This window comes from Brevundimonas viscosa (assembly GCF_900116065.1).
Classification (GTDB): domain Bacteria; phylum Pseudomonadota; class Alphaproteobacteria; order Caulobacterales; family Caulobacteraceae; genus Brevundimonas; species Brevundimonas viscosa.
The window spans coordinates 187,201-201,101 of the sequence record NZ_FOZV01000001.1 but is presented as its reverse complement, the minus strand read 5'-3'; the positions used below and the strand labels follow the sequence as shown (position 1 = coordinate 201,101).

The following is a 13,901-nucleotide window of genomic DNA, read 5'->3' as shown; positions in this document are numbered from 1 at the left end:
CTCAGATTTCCTGGTTGTAGGCGCCGATCTCGCCGTACTTCGCCAGCCGCGGCTTCACCTCGTCGCGGAACAGGGCGCGCATGTCGTCCTCGGAGCGCATGCTCTCGACCACCACCACCAGCTCCGGCTTGTTCGACGAGGCGCGCACCAGCACCCATGAGCCGTCCTCAAGGTGCACCCGCACGCCGTTCACGGTGATCGCCTCGACGATCCTGCGCCCGAGGATTTCGCCGCCAGAGGCCGCAAGGTCCTCGTACTCCTTCACGATCCGCTCCAGCACCTCGTACTTGAGCTCGTCGTCGCAGTGCGGGCTCATGGTCAGGCTGGTCCAGGCGTCCGGCAGGGCCGCCTTCAGCTCGCTCAGCTTCTTCCCAGGATTGCGGTCCAGCATGGCCAGCACGGCGCCCGCGGCCACGATGCCGTCGTCGTAGCCATGGCCCAGCGGCCCGGCCATGAAGAAGTGGCCCGACTTCTCGAACCCCGCCAGCGCCCCGACCTCGGCGGTCTTGCGCTTGATGTAGGAGTGGCCGGTCTTCCAGTAGATCGTCTCGGCCCCGTTGGCCTTCAGCACCGCGTCCGTCTTGTACAGGCCGGTCGACTTCACATCGACGACGAAGGTCGAGTTGGGATGCAGCTTCGACAGGTCGCGGGCCAGCATCAGGCCGATCTTGTCGGCGAAGATCTCCTCGCCGGTGTCGTCGACCACCCCGCAGCGATCCCCGTCGCCGTCGAAGCCCAGCGCCAGATCGGCCCCGGTCTCGCGCACCTTGTCCGCCATCTGGACCAGCATGGCGTGGTCCTCGGGGTTCGGATTGTACTTCGGGAAGGTGTAGTCGAGCTCGGCGTCCATCTCGATCACCTCGGCCCCCATGCGGCGCAGGGCCTCGGGCGCGAAGGCCCCGGCCGTGCCGTTGCCGCAGGCGGCGACCACCCGGATCGGCCGGCTCAGCTTCACCTTGCTGATCTCCTCGAGGTAGCGCTCGCGGAAGTCCTCGACCCGGGTCAGGGTCCCGCCGCTCCGCGCCTTGCCCTCGCCGCCTAGCACGATGTCCTTCAGCCGCCCGATCTCGTCCGGGCCGAAGGTCAGCGGCGGATTGGCCCCCATCTTGACCCCGGTCCAGCCGTTCTCGTTGTGGCTGGCGGTGACCATGGCCACGCACGGGGCGTCGAGGGCGAACTGGGCGAAATAGGCCATCGGCGACAGGGCGAGGCCGACGTCCAGCACCTCCATGCCGCCCTCGAGCAGGCCCAGCGTCAGGGCCTGTTTCACCGCCAGGGAGTAGGAGCGGAAGTCGTGACCGACCACGATGCGCGGCGTCTGGCCGATCTCGTGGATGTAGGTCGCCAGCCCCAGGCCCAGCGCCTGGATGCCCAGCAGGTTGATCTCCTTCTCCAGGATCCAGCGCGCGTCGTACTCCCGGAAGCCCGTGGCCTTGACCAGCGGTGTGGTCTCATAGGCGGCGGTGTTCGGGCGAAGGTCGGCGCGGGGTTTCTGCATCGGAGATCCTGATCTGCCGGAGGTTGCTTGAAGCGAAGCTTTCGCCTTCTAGCCTCCCGTGGGTTGGCGCCGCAACAACGCCGCAGGGCCCGCACGGGTCCCGGGAACCCGCCGCCCCGCCGAAGCTTGACCCTTCCGGACCCCGGGCCTACCCCGTCGCGGTCGCCCACGGAGACCTGCATGCCCCGACTGATCCTGCTGCGCCACGGCCAGAGCCAGTGGAACCTCGAGAACCGCTTCACCGGCTGGGTCGACGTCGACCTGACGGCCGAGGGCGAGGCGCAGGCGCGGCGCGGCGGCGAACTGATCGCCGAGGCGGGCTTCAGGCCCGACGTGATGTTCACCTCGGTGCTGACCCGGGCGAAGCGCACCGGCGCGCTGGCTCTGGACTCGGCCGGCCTGAAAGACGTGCCGGTGGTCGAGGACTGGCGGCTGAACGAGCGCCACTACGGCGGCCTCACCGGCCTGAACAAGGCCGAGACCGCCGAGAAGCACGGCGCGGACCAGGTGAAGATCTGGCGACGCTCCTACGACGTGCCGCCGCCGCCGTTGGCCGCCGGCGGCGAGTACGACTTCGCCGCCGACCCGCGCTACGCCGGCCAGACCATCCCGGACACCGAGAGCCTGAAGACCACGCTGGACCGGGTGCAGCCCTACTGGGACGCCGAGATCGCGCCGCGGCTCAAGGCCGGCGAGGACGTGCTCATCGCCGCCCACGGCAACTCGCTGCGCGCCATCGTCAAGCTGCTGTTCCGGGTGCCGGACGACGCCATCGTCGGGGTCGAGATCCCGACCGGCAATCCGCTGGAGATCGATCTCGACGGCGAGCTGCGGCCGACCGCCGCCCGCTATCTCGACGCCGACCGGGCCCAGCCCCTGCCGGCCCTGCCGGAAGCCTGAACATGACCAGCCCGAAGCAGGTTTCCGACGATATCCGCTTCATGGGGCGGGCCATCGCCCTGGCCAAAGGCCGCATGGGCCAGACCTGGCCCAATCCCGCGGTCGGCTGCGTCATCGCCCGCGACGGCGAACTGGTCGCCGAAGCCGCCACCGCGCCGGGCGGCCGTCCCCACGCCGAGGAGCAGGCCGTGCCGGCCGCTGGAGATCGCGCCAGGGGGGCTGTGGCCTACGTCACCATGGAGCCCTGCGGCGCCCGCTCATCGGGCCGGACCTCCTGCTCGCACTTCCTGATCGAGGCGGGCGTGACGCGGGTCGTGGTCGCCGCCGTCGATCCATCGCCCTTCGCCTCCGGCCGCGGCGTCGAGCGGCTGGAGAAGGCGGGGCTGGAGGTCGAGACCGGGCTTCTCGCCCAGGAGGCGGCGGTGCTCTACGAGGGCTACCTTCACCGGGTCGAAACCGGTCGGCCGATGGTCCGCATCAGCGACGATGGCGACGGCTTCGACGCCCGCTTCGCCGCCTCGCCCAAGGCCGATCTGGCCACCGAGCTGAAGCGCCTCGGCGAGGCCGGCTACACCCGCCTCTGGGTCGCCCCCGGCGAACTCGCCGACGCCCTGCGCGAGCAGGGACTGCTGACGGCCTGATCCGCCCCGCGGGAACCCTTCCTTAAGCGGGAGCGTGCCAATCTGGCGCAATGTCGGGCAACGCCGCGCAGACCATCGTCAGAAGGCGCATCGAGCAGGCCGAACTGGACGCCATCTGCGCCCGGCACGACCGTCTTTGGCAGGCCCGGCCCGGCGGCGCCCGCGCCGTCTTCGCCTGGATGGATCTGTCCGGCCTGTCGCTGGCCGGCCGCAACCTCGCCGACGCCGACTTCGCCGCCGCCTGCCTGATCGGCTGCGACCTGACCGGGGCCAAGCTCGACAACGCCACCTTCTTCGGCGCCGACATGCAGGACGCGGTGCTGGCGGACGCCTCGATGCGCCGCGCCGACCTCCGGGGCGCGTGCCTCCGGGGGGCCGACCTGACCGGCGCCGACCTGTTCGAGGCCGATCTGCGCGAGGGCGCCATCGCCGCCGCCGACGCGCGGCTCGGCTTCCGGGTGATCGAGGCGCGCAGCCACAAGGAGACCGAGGCCCAGGGCGCCTGCCTCGCCGGGGCCAACCTCGAGCGCTCCAAGCTGACCGGCGTGGTCGCGGTGGCCGCCGACTTCACCGACGCCGTAATGAAGGACTGCAAGCTGGTCCGCGCCAACCTGAAGCAGGCCAGCTTCCGCGGCGCCGACCTTGCCGGGGCGGACCTGTCCGGAGCCGACCTGTCCGGAGCCGATCTCCGCGACGCCGTGCTGGTCGGGGTGAAGGCGACGCTCTGGCGGACGGACGGCGCCGACATGTCCGGCGCGCTCACCGACAACCGCTCGGCCGGCGCGCCGGTGGGCAAGATGCCGGCGGCGGAAATGCTGGCCGAACACGCGCAGTGGTGTGAGACCGGCGGCGCGGCCGGCTGCCCGTCCGTCTTCGACGGCGTCGACCTCCGGGCCCTCGGCTCGATCCGCGGCTACAACCTCACCGCCCTGTCGGCCAAGGGCGCCGTGTTCTACGGCCTCGACATGGAGGGCGTGCAGCTGCAGGGCGCCCAGCTCGAGGAGGCCGACCTCCGCTCGGCCAATCTCCGCGGCGCCGACCTGCGCGGCGCGCGGCTGAAGCGGGCCCGACTGAATGGCGCCGATCTCCGCGAGGCCCAACTGGGGCCCCTGCTGATCGCCGTCGACCGCCTGCTCCCGGCCGACCTGACGGGCGCCTGCCTCAGGGGGGCGGATCTCTCGGGCGCCGAGCTGAAGCGCGCGAACCTGACCGACGCCGACCTGACCCGGACGGTCCTGCGCGGCGCCTGCCTGAAGCAGACCGTGCTCGACGGCGCGATCACCCGCGGCGCCCGGGGCCTGGAGACCCAGCCTCCATTCGACCTCGAGGCGGCCGGATGACCTTCGTACGCCGGGCCCTGAGCCAGGGCGAACTGGACGTCATGGCGGCGGCCCACGAGCGGCTGCTGGCGGGCCGGCCCGGGGGGCGGCGGCTGTCGCTGAAGTTCGCCGAACTCAACGGTCTCGACCTGTCCGGCCGCGACCTGCGCGACGTCGACTTCACCGGCTGCGCCCTCGAGGATGCGAAGCTCGTCGCCGCGCGTCTGGACGGGGCGGTGCTGTTCTGCTGCGACCTGCGCGGCGCCGACTTCAGCCGCGCCAGCATGGTGCGAGCGGACCTGCGCGGGGCGAGCCTGCGCGGGGCCAGCCTGATGGGCGCCGACCTGACCCGCGCCGACTTCCGCGAGGGGGTGCTGGCCGTCCCGCACGCCACGCGCGGCCTCGCCGCCATGCGCCACGAGACCCGCCGCGGCGTCGCCGACGGCGCCACCTTCGCCGGCGCGACCCTCAACGGATCCCTGCTCGACGGCGTGACGGCGTTCCGGGCCGACTTCTCCGACTGCTCGATGAAGGGCGCGACGCTGACGGGGGCCAACCTGCGCGACGCCAACCTGAGCGGGGCCATGCTCGAGGACGCCGCGGTGGACGGGGCCAACCTGTCCGGGGCCCAGCTGAAGGGGGCGGTGCTGACCGGCGTAGCGGTGGAGCGGGCCAGAACCGAGCGCGCCGATCTCACCGGCGCGCTGCGCGCCCCGACGGCGGAAGCGCTGGAGCAGGCCGCGACGCTGCTGGAGCGGGCGCTGGACGCCAACGCCTGGGCCGAGAGCGGCGGCGTGCTCGGCGCGCCGGCCAACTTCGACGGCCTAGATCTGCGGCCGCTCGGCGACCGGCTGCGCGACCTCAAGATGCCGGGCCTGAGCGGCCGCGGCGCCTGTTTCGTGGGCATGGATCTGCGGGGGGTGGCGTTGCAGGGCGCCTGCCTCGAGGACGCCGACCTGCGCGGCTGCGACCTTCGCGGCGCGGATTTGCGGGCCGCCCGCATGAGCCGCGCCTTGCTGCACAAGGCCGATTTGCGCGGAGCCCTGCTTGAGCCCCTGCCGCTGGGCGGCGGGCGAACCGCGCCAGCCGTGCTGCACGGGGCCGGACTTCGCTACGCCCGGCTCGAAGGGGCCAGCCTCGCCGGGGCCCGGCTCGACGGGGCCGACGTCTCGGGCGCCCGGATCGACCCCGGCGCCCTTGACGAGGCTCAGCTCCTGTCGCTGGCTCCCGCGCCCGCCGCGGCGGCCTGAATTGAAAAAGGGACGGCGCGTGCAGCGCCGTCCCTCGTCACCTCTTGGCTGGAAGGCTCAGGCCGCCCGGGCCTTCTTGCCTTCGATCAGCGGCTGGGCCGAGCCCGTGCCGATCTCGATGCGACGCGGCTTGAGCGCTTCCGGCAACTCGCGGGCCAGCTCGATCGACAGCAGGCCGTTGACCAGATCGGCGCCTTTCACCACCACGTAGTCGGCCAGCTGGAAGCGCCGCTCGAAGTCGCGCTCCGCCAGGCCGCGGTGCAGGAAGGTCCGCTCGCCGCCATCGTCATTGGCGGACTTGCGGCCCGTGACCGTGAGCAGGTTCTCCTTCACCTCGATGTTCAGCTCGTCGGGCTTGAAGCCGGCGACGGCGATCTCGATGCGGTAGGCGTTCTCGCCCGTGGTCTCGATGTTGTAGGGCGGCCAGCCGTTCTCCTGACTGGTGCGCGCGGCGCTCTCCAGCAGGCTGGCCAGTCGGTCGAAGCCGACGGCCGAACGGTAGAGCGGCGAGAAGTCATAGGTACGCATGTCATCCTCCTGAGGATCAGCAAGGTTGAACCGGCCCCGCGGTTTGAGCCCGGACCGGCGGTGGGGGTTCGGCCCGCCCGGCCCGTATGCGGCGCCGGTCGTTCCGGAGGACCCGAAGTGGCGTCCTCGCCCATGGATTTGGGGCGCATCCGGCTCGCGTCAAGGGCGCGTCACGCCGCCTCGCCCCGGTGATGCCGCTTGCCCCGTCGCCCCGGCTCGGTAAGGGTTGCGGACCCGATTTTCCGGAGCCCGATCCATGCGCCTCCTCGCCCTCGCCGCCGCCGCGGCGCTCGCCCTGCCGGCCGTCGCCTCCGCCCAGGCCCTGCCCGCCATGCCGTCCCTCGACGAGACCCCGGGCCAGCGCACGGCCCGCCGCGCGGCCATGCGACCGCCCGAACTGCAGGAGGACGCCGCCCTGCAGGCCGCCGTCGCCTCCGAAACCCGCCCCGCCGCAGACCGCGCCCGCGACGCCTTCCGTCATCCGTTCGAGACCCTGACCTTCTGGGGTCTGCGTCCCGGTCTCACGGTGGTCGAGATCGAGCCGGGCCGCGCCGGCTGGTGGCGCAACATCCTCGAGCCGTACGCCGCCGCCACCGGCGGGACCTATGTCCCGGTCAACCGTCCCCTGGAAGGCATGGGCGTGGAGGACGGGACGGCCGACATGATCATCGTCGCCCGCGCCCTGCACAACTGGCACCGCAGCGACCGGACCGCGCCGTACATGCAGGCCTTCTTCAAGGCGCTGAAGCCCGGCGGCGTGCTGGCCATCGAACAGCACCGCAGCGCCGAGGGCCTGAACCCCGACGACACCGCGCCGACGGGCTATGTGTCCGAAAGCCACGTCATTCACGCCGCCCGGGCGGCCGGGTTCGAACTGGATGCGCGCAGCGAACTCAACGCCAATCCGGCCGACGATCACGACCATCCGTACGGCGTCTGGACCCTCCCGCCCACCCGGGTCAGCGCCCCGCGCGCCAACGTCGCCACCGACCGCCCGACGCCGCTCACCGATGCGGAACGGGCCGAGTACGACGCCATCGGTGAAAGCGACCGGATGACGCTGCGATTCCGCAAGCCGGGCTGATGGAGCGGCTTTTGACCCGGCGCGGGAACAGGGTTAAGCCCGGGGCGTCGGGGCGGGCGTACTTCTGCCCCGCGGGGGTCGTGCATGGGTGAGAAATTGGACGGTTGGCGCCTGACGCCGTCGCGCCGGCGTGTTCTGTCAGGTTCGGCGGTCGCCGCCCTTGTGGCGCTCACCGGCTGCGGCCGCCGCGAGGAGACCGCCGAGCCGCCGCCCGAGCCCACCGGCCCGCCCAAGGGCTCGCTCGAATGGGCGGTGCAGGGGCCGTGGCGGGCGCAGGATCGGGACCGCGATCTGTGGCGGCATCCGATGGAGACGCTGCGCTTCTTCGGCCTGCAGCCGCGCATGACGGTGATCGACTTCTGGCCCGGCAGCGGCTGGTACACCGAAATACTGGCGCCCTATCTGGCGGAAGGGGGCGGCAAGTACATCGCCGCCGGATTCCAGACCGGACCCGGGGCCGATCCGGCCCAGGTCGCCCTGATGGCCGCCTTCCAGGAACGCTTCGCCAACGACCGGACTCTGTACGGCGAAATCGAACTCAGCGCCTTCGGGCCCACCTCCGGCCCCGTCGCGCCGGCCGGCACGGCCGACCTGGTCCTGTTCATGCGCAACATTCACGCGTGGATGGCGGCCGGCATCGCAGAAAAGGCGTTCGCCGACGCTTGGGCCGCGCTGCGTCCGGGCGGCGTGCTCGGGGTGGAACAGCATCGCCTGGGACCGGACGAGGACCAGGATCCGGCGGCGGCGAACGGCTACGTGCAGGAGGCGTTCGTCCGGCAGCTCGCCGCCGAGGCGGGCTTCGCCTTCGTCGCCGCGTCCGAAATCAACGCCAATGAAAGGGATACCAAGGATCATCCATTCGGCGTCGACACCCTGCCGCCCATGCGCCTGACCGCGCCGCGGGGCTCGCCGCCCGACCCGACCTTCGACCGTACGAAGTACGACGAGATCGGCGAAAGCGACCGCATGACCTTGAGATTCAGGAAACCCGAGTGAGCCGAGCCGCCGCCTACGCCGCCAACGCCCCGCTGATGGGAGTTCCCGGCGCCTCGGCGCCGCCCGGCGGCGCGGGCGAGTGGTTCCGCGGCGCCGGCGGCCTGCGGTTGCGCGCCGCCTTCTGGACGCCTTCGGCCCTCGTCGCGCGCAAGCCCCGCGGCACCGTGGTGATCAGCCCCGGTCGCACGGAACCGATCGAGAAGTATTTCGAACTGATCGGCAATCTGCTGGCCCGCGGCTGGTGCGTGCTGGCCCACGACTGGCGCGGCCAGGGGCTGTCCGCCCGGTTGCTTCCCGACCGGCTGAAGGGGCACGCCCGGGCGGTCGAGGAGTTCGTCGACGACTACGCCCGCCTGCTCGAGGCCTTCGAGGACCGCGCCCCCCGGCCATGGGTGATGATCGGCCATTCGATGGGCGCGACCCTGAACCTGCTGACCCTCCAGGGCGGCGAGGAGCGCTTCTCGGGCGCCCTGCTGACCAGTCCGATGCTGCGCATCCGGACCGGCAAGCGGTCGATGTGGTCGGTCAAGCTGGCGGTGCGCTGGAACCTGCGCCACGGCAAGGCCGGCGACTATGTGCTCGACGACCCGGACGATCCGTTCGACCACACCTTCGAGAAGGACGCTCTCACCACCGACGAGACCCGCTACGAACAGTGGCGGCAGCAGCTCTACGCCTGCCCCCATCTGGCGGTGGGCGGACCAACCTGGGGCTGGCTGGCTTTCGCTCTCGACGCGGGAGAGCGGGCGCTCAAGCCCAAGGCGCTGAAGTCGGTCCGGATTCCGGTGGCGGTGGTGCAGGCCGCGGATGACGATCGGGTCTGGAAGCAGACCAACAAGTGGGCGGCGAAGCGCCTCGGCCGCGGTCGCTACGTCGAGGTTCCGGGGGCCCGGCACGAGGTCGTCATGGAGACCGACGACAAGCGCGCCGTGCTGCTCGAGGAGTTCGACGCCATGGCCGCCTACGTCTCGCCGGTCGAGGATCTGGCCCCGACGACGGCCCCGGCCGCCCCGGCGACCGCGCCGGATCTCGGTATTCCGCCCGAAACCTCGCCGACGCCGACCGCCGCCTGACCACCGGTCGGCTAGAGGGCCGCGCGGCGCAACGAGACCAGCGCCTGCTCGCGGATGCGGGCGTCGCCGACCGCGAGGATCTGGCCGTTGCCGTCCGGCGCGCCGCCGCGCCAGTCGGTGACCTCGCCGCCGGCCGCCTCGATCACCGGAACGAGCGCGGACCAGTCCCAGACCTTCAGCCCGCTCTCGGCCACCAGATCCACCCGTCCGGCCGCCAGCATCGCATAGGCGTAGGCGTCGCAGCCCAGACGCGCCAGCCGCGCGGCGGCCCGGACCTGGGTCCAGGCACCCAGCTCGGGGCCGGTGAACAGGTCCGTGTCGGTCGTCGCGATGACGGCGTCCGTCAGCTGCCCGCACGAGCGGGTCTCCAGCCGGGTCTCGTCCGCGCCCTTGAGCAGGCGGGCCCCCGACGGACCGCCGATGAAGATCTCGTCGAGGTAGGGCTGGCCGATCACGCCCACGGTCGGCCGCCCGGCCGCGCGCAGGGCGATGAGGTTGGTCCATAGCGGCAGGCCGGCGATGAAGGCACGCGTGCCGTCGATCGGGTCCAGCACCCAGACGTGCTCGGCGTCGGGCCGGTCCTCGCCGTACTCCTCGCCCACCACGCCATGAGCGGGGTAGCGCGCCTCGATCAGACGGCGGATCGCCGCCTCGGCCTCACGGTCGGCCTGGGTCACCGGGTCGAACCCCGCGACCCCGCCCTTGTCGCTCTCCTCGCAGGGATTGCGGAAGTAGGGGAGCGACACCCGGGCGGCCTCGCGGGCCAGCTCGACGGCGAACAGTTCGTACTCGGTCATGGGAACCAGTGGCTGGTGGCTGGTGGCTGGTGGTTGGTGATTAGTGACATGGCGGCATCCTCGCCAGCGTCACCGTTACTCCCCGCAGCCGGAACGAGAGCCGCCCAACCACTAACCACCAACCACCAACCACCAACCACCAGCCACCGGCCACGTCTTCAGGCCGCCTCGCCCTCGCTGTGCAGCGACTTGGCGAGGTCGAGCAGCCGCCGGCGCGGCTTCTCGTCGAGCTGGTAGTAGGCCTGGATCAGGTCGAGCGTTTCCTTGCGGGAAAACATCTCTCCGCCCTGGTTGGCGGCCTCCCGGCGCTCGATCGCCTCCTCGAGGCCGTCGTAGAAGTAGCTGACCGGCGACTCCAGAGCCTCGGCCAGCTGCCACAGGCGGGCGGCCGAGATGCGGTTGGCGCCGCACTCGTATTTCTGGATCTGCTGGAAGCGGATGCCGACCTGGGCGGCCAGCTGCTGCTGGGTCAGGCCCAGCAGGCGGCGGCGGCGACGCAGGCGACGTCCGAGGTGAAGGTCGATGTCTGAAGCCATGATCCCGGTTCCCCTTGCGCCTGTCCCGAAGCGGGACGGCTCGCCCTTCACGCGGCAAGCGGCGTGCCGGGCTCCCTCGTCGGGGGAGAACGATCGAGCAGCGTTCGGCCACGCTTCCGCAACCGTTACGCTGGCGGCGCATTAAGGCCGCATCGACCATCGCCTTGGAAGGAGCGCGAGTATGAGTGGATTTGGCATCATCGCCTGGATCTTGATCGGCATCGTCGCCGGCTGGCTGGCGGAACAGATCATGGGCCGCAATCATGGCCTGCTGACCAACCTGATCGTCGGCGTCGTCGGCGCCCTGATCGGCGGCTTTCTCTACAACACGCTGCTGGGCGGCGACGCCGGGGGCAACTGGATCATCGGCATCATCGTCGCCACCGTGGGCGCGATCATCCTGCTGTTCCTGCTGGGACTGGTGAAGCGACGCGCCTGACGCGAGGTTTCGCCGGATGAAAGAAGGGCGGCTCCGCGAGGAGCCGCCCTTTTCCATGGTCGGGATCAGGTTTCCATGGTCGGGATCAGGCGTCCGGCTCTTCGTCCGTCGGCTCTTCGTCGGTCGAACCGTCGTCCGGAGTCTGACCCGGGGCGCCGGCCGCGGCCTGACCGTGGTTGGCGTGATCCGGCGGCGTGCCCTCGCCCGGCGCGGGCGGCTGGTCGGGCGACGGGGCGGTCGCGGGCTCCGCCGGCTGGGCCGGTTCGGCCGGTTGCGCCGGTTCAGCCGGTTGGGCCGGTTGCATCGGCTCCGACGGATCCGCAGGGGTCGCCGGCGTGGCCGGAGTCGCGGGCTGGGCCGGCGTGGCCGGGTCCGGCGGCGCGGCCTCGGTCTCGGTCGGAGCGGCCTCGGTGATCGCCGGGGCGGCCATGAAGTCGCCGCTGCTGAAGTCGACCACGATGGCGTCGCCGTCCTGGCGGATGCCGCCGATCGGCACGCCGCGCAGCTGTCCGTCCGACCCGCGCACGGTCAGCTCCTGACCGCTCGGGCCGTTGCGGACCCCTTCGAGGCGGCCGAGCTCGGCGCCGGCGGAATCACGAACCACCGAGCCGGGCTGAAGCGTCAGCTGCTGCGGCTGGGCGGCCTGTTCGGCGGCCTCGGGGGCCGGCGGAGTTTGCGGGGCCGTGCTGTCCTGGGCGATCGCCGGAGCGGTCATGAGGAACAGGCCGGCGACCCCCGTGAGGAGCGCGGTCTTACGCATGTTGTCAGCCTTGGTCTGGCGCGGGCATGGCGCCCGCGGTCAGACAACTCGCGCTGTTTCGGTTCGTTTCGGCTGCCCCGAAATGACCTTGGCCTCGCCGGAATTGGCCGATTTCCGCTCGACGAGCGCCCGATCAGTCCTCGCGAACGCGCTTCTTGCGGAAGCTCGGGTTCAGCACCGCCTTGCGCAGGCGGATCGACTTCGGCGTCACCTCGACCAGCTCGTCGCTCTCGATGTAGGCGATGGCCTGTTCCAGCGACGGGCGGCGCGGCGGGGTCAGGCGCACGGCCTCGTCCTTGCCGGCGGCGCGGACGTTGGTCAGCTGCTTGCCCTTGATCGGATTGACGTCGAGGTCGTCCGAACGGCTGTTCTCGCCGATGATCATGCCCTGGTAGGTCTTCTCGCCGGCGCCGACGAACATCACGCCGCGCTCCTCGAGGTTCCACAGGGCGTAGGCGGCCGTCTCGCCGTCGGAGTTCGAAACCAGCACGCCCTTCAGGCGGCCCTCGATCGGCCCCTTGTGGGGTTCGTAGTGGCTGAAAACGCGGTTCAGCACGCCGGAGCCGCGGGTGTCGGTCAGGAACTCGCCCTGGTAGCCGATCAGCGAGCGCGAGGGGCACATCAGCTGGATGCGGGTCTTGCCCGCGCCCGACGGCCCCATGTCCTTCAGCTCGGCCTTGCGGGCCGACAGCTTCTCGATGACCACGCCGGTGTATTCGTCGTCGACGTCGATGACGACGTCCTCGATCGGCTCCAGCCGCTCGCCGTTCTCGCCGGTCTGGTAGACCACGCGCGGCCGGCTGATGGAGACCTCGAAGCCCTCGCGGCGCATGTTCTCGATCAGCACGCCCAGCTGCAGTTCGCCGCGGCCGGCGACCTCGTAGGCGTCCTTGCCGCTGGTCTCGGTGACGCGGATGGCGACGTTGCTCTCGGCCTCCTTGAGCAGGCGATCGCGGATGACGCGGCTCTGCACCTTGTCGCCCTCGCGGCCCGCCAGCGGGCTGTCGTTGACGCCGACGGTCATCGAGATGGTCGGCGGGTCGATCGGCTGGGCGTCCAGCGGCTCGGTCACCTCCAGCGCGCAGAGGGTGTCGGCCACGGTGGCCTTGGACATGCCGGCGATGGCGACGATGTCGCCGGCCTCGGCGCCCTCCTCGACCGGCTGGCGCTTGAGGCCGCGGAAGGCCAGCACCTTGGTGATGCGACCCTGTTCGATCTGCTTGCCGTCGCGCGACAGGGCCTTGATGGCCATGCCGGGAACCGCCTTGCCGCTCTCGATGCGGCCGGTCAGCAGGCGGCCGAGGAACGGATCGCTCTCGATCAGCACGTTCAGCATCTGGAACGGCTTGTCGACGTTGCGGGCCACCGGCGGCGGCGGGACGTGGTCGACGATCAGGTCGAACAGCGGGGCCAGGTTGTCGGACGGCTGGTTCAGGTCCAGCGTCGCCCAGCCGTTGCGGCCCGAGGCGTAGATGTGCGGGAAGTCCAGCTGCTCGTCCGAGGCGCCGATGGCCGAGAACAGGTCGATGGTCTCCAGGTGCACCCGGTCGGGATCGGCGTGGGCGCGATCGACCTTGTTGATGCACAGGATCGGCTTCAGCCCCATCTTCAGGGCCTTGGTCAGCACGAACTTGGTCTGTGGCATGACGCCTTCCTCGGCGTCGACCAGCAGCACGCAGCCGTCGACCATGCCGAGGATCCGCTCGACCTCGCCGCCGAAGTCGGCGTGGCCAGGGGTGTCGATGATGTTGATCCGCGTCTCGCCGGCCTTGCCGTTCCACAGCACCGAGGTGGCCTTGGCGAGGATGGTGATGCCGCGCTCGCGCTCCTGGTCGTTGGAGTCCATGGCGCGCTCGGTGGTCGCCTCGTTGGCGCGGAACACGCCCGACTGGGCCAGCAGCTGGTCCACCAAGGTGGTCTTGCCGTGGTCGACGTGGGCGATGATGGCGACGTTGCGCAGGTTCATTTCGGACTCGGGCGGACTGTGTTCGGTCGCGGAATGGTCCGCGCCGCTGCAGGTAGGGGCGTGATTGCGGGAAAGGCGCGCCTCTTACAGGCGCGAACGGCGAAACGCCAGTGC

Annotated in this window: 14 protein-coding genes; 8 read left to right on the top strand and 6 right to left on the bottom strand. The window is 71.1% G+C overall.

Going from position 1 to position 13,901, the window contains the following annotated elements; all coding sequences use genetic code 11:
• Position 1: 1 nt before the first annotated feature.
• Entirely contained in the window at positions 2–1,498 is a 1,497-nt protein-coding gene (locus tag BM333_RS00940; RefSeq protein WP_092306353.1) for a phosphomannomutase/phosphoglucomutase, read from the bottom strand.
• A gap of 180 nt (positions 1,499–1,678) precedes the next feature.
• On the opposite strand from BM333_RS00940, the gene gpmA reads away from it, so the two are divergent.
• The 4 genes from gpmA to BM333_RS00920 are packed head-to-tail and all read left to right on the top strand — an operon-like array spanning position 1,679 to position 5,608.
• Positions 1,679–2,398 carry a 2,3-diphosphoglycerate-dependent phosphoglycerate mutase gene (gene gpmA, locus BM333_RS00935; protein ID WP_092306351.1) on the top strand — a complete coding sequence of 240 codons (720 nt, stop codon included), beginning with the start codon at positions 1,679–1,681 and terminating at the stop codon, positions 2,396–2,398.
• Between the two features lie 2 nt (positions 2,399–2,400).
• Positions 2,401–3,039, top strand: a complete 639-nt coding sequence (locus tag BM333_RS00930; RefSeq protein ID WP_092306349.1) for a bifunctional diaminohydroxyphosphoribosylaminopyrimidine deaminase/5-amino-6-(5-phosphoribosylamino)uracil reductase RibD — start codon at positions 2,401–2,403, stop codon at positions 3,037–3,039.
• A 50-nt stretch (positions 3,040–3,089) separates the two neighbouring features.
• Complete coding sequence (locus BM333_RS00925) at positions 3,090–4,379, top strand: pentapeptide repeat-containing protein (RefSeq protein WP_092306347.1); 1,290 nt, start codon at positions 3,090–3,092, stop codon at positions 4,377–4,379.
• The gene (locus BM333_RS00920; RefSeq protein ID WP_092306345.1) at positions 4,376–5,608 is read left to right on the top strand and encodes a pentapeptide repeat-containing protein; all 1,233 of its coding nucleotides are present in this window, start codon (positions 4,376–4,378) and stop codon (positions 5,606–5,608) included. The genes BM333_RS00925 and BM333_RS00920 overlap by 4 nt, the downstream gene beginning before the upstream one ends.
• Before the next feature lie 57 nt (positions 5,609–5,665).
• Here the strand turns inward: BM333_RS00920 and BM333_RS00915 are convergent, their stop codons facing one another.
• Positions 5,666–6,136 carry an Hsp20 family protein gene (locus tag BM333_RS00915; RefSeq protein WP_092306342.1) on the bottom strand — a complete coding sequence of 157 codons (471 nt, stop codon included), beginning with the start codon at positions 6,134–6,136 and terminating at the stop codon, positions 5,666–5,668.
• 256 nt (positions 6,137–6,392) lie between these two features.
• On the opposite strand from BM333_RS00915, the gene BM333_RS00910 reads away from it, so the two are divergent.
• From BM333_RS00910 to BM333_RS00900, 3 genes are all read left to right on the top strand, one after another.
• Positions 6,393–7,220, top strand: a complete 828-nt coding sequence (locus tag BM333_RS00910) for a class I SAM-dependent methyltransferase (RefSeq protein ID WP_092306340.1) — start codon at positions 6,393–6,395, stop codon at positions 7,218–7,220.
• 84 nt (positions 7,221–7,304) lie between these two features.
• Positions 7,305–8,216 carry a class I SAM-dependent methyltransferase gene (locus tag BM333_RS00905; protein WP_092306338.1) on the top strand — a complete coding sequence of 304 codons (912 nt, stop codon included), beginning with the start codon at positions 7,305–7,307 and terminating at the stop codon, positions 8,214–8,216.
• On the top strand, positions 8,213–9,289 hold the full coding sequence (locus BM333_RS00900) for an alpha/beta fold hydrolase (protein WP_092306336.1): 1,077 nt from the start codon (positions 8,213–8,215) through the stop codon (positions 9,287–9,289). Before BM333_RS00905 ends, BM333_RS00900 begins: the two co-directional genes overlap by 4 nt.
• A gap of 11 nt (positions 9,290–9,300) precedes the next feature.
• On the opposite strand, the gene hisN is transcribed toward BM333_RS00900, so the two are convergent.
• Entirely contained in the window at positions 9,301–10,086 is a 786-nt protein-coding gene (hisN, locus tag BM333_RS00895) for a histidinol-phosphatase (RefSeq protein ID WP_092306334.1), read from the bottom strand.
• 158 nt (positions 10,087–10,244) lie between these two features.
• On the bottom strand, positions 10,245–10,622 hold the full coding sequence (locus BM333_RS00890; RefSeq protein WP_092306332.1) for a helix-turn-helix domain-containing protein: 378 nt from the start codon (positions 10,620–10,622) through the stop codon (positions 10,245–10,247).
• Between the two features lie 181 nt (positions 10,623–10,803).
• Between BM333_RS00890 and BM333_RS00885 the strand changes: the two genes are divergently transcribed.
• Positions 10,804–11,061, top strand: coding sequence for a GlsB/YeaQ/YmgE family stress response membrane protein (locus tag BM333_RS00885; protein WP_092306330.1), 258 nt, complete (start codon positions 10,804–10,806; stop codon positions 11,059–11,061).
• An 85-nt stretch (positions 11,062–11,146) separates the two neighbouring features.
• Here the strand turns inward: BM333_RS00885 and BM333_RS00880 are convergent, their stop codons facing one another.
• Entirely contained in the window at positions 11,147–11,821 is a 675-nt protein-coding gene (locus BM333_RS00880; RefSeq protein WP_177221770.1) for a hypothetical protein, read from the bottom strand.
• A gap of 133 nt (positions 11,822–11,954) precedes the next feature.
• Entirely contained in the window at positions 11,955–13,787 is a 1,833-nt protein-coding gene (gene typA / locus BM333_RS00875) for a translational GTPase TypA (RefSeq protein ID WP_092306328.1), read from the bottom strand.
• Positions 13,788–13,901 lie beyond the last annotated feature (114 nt).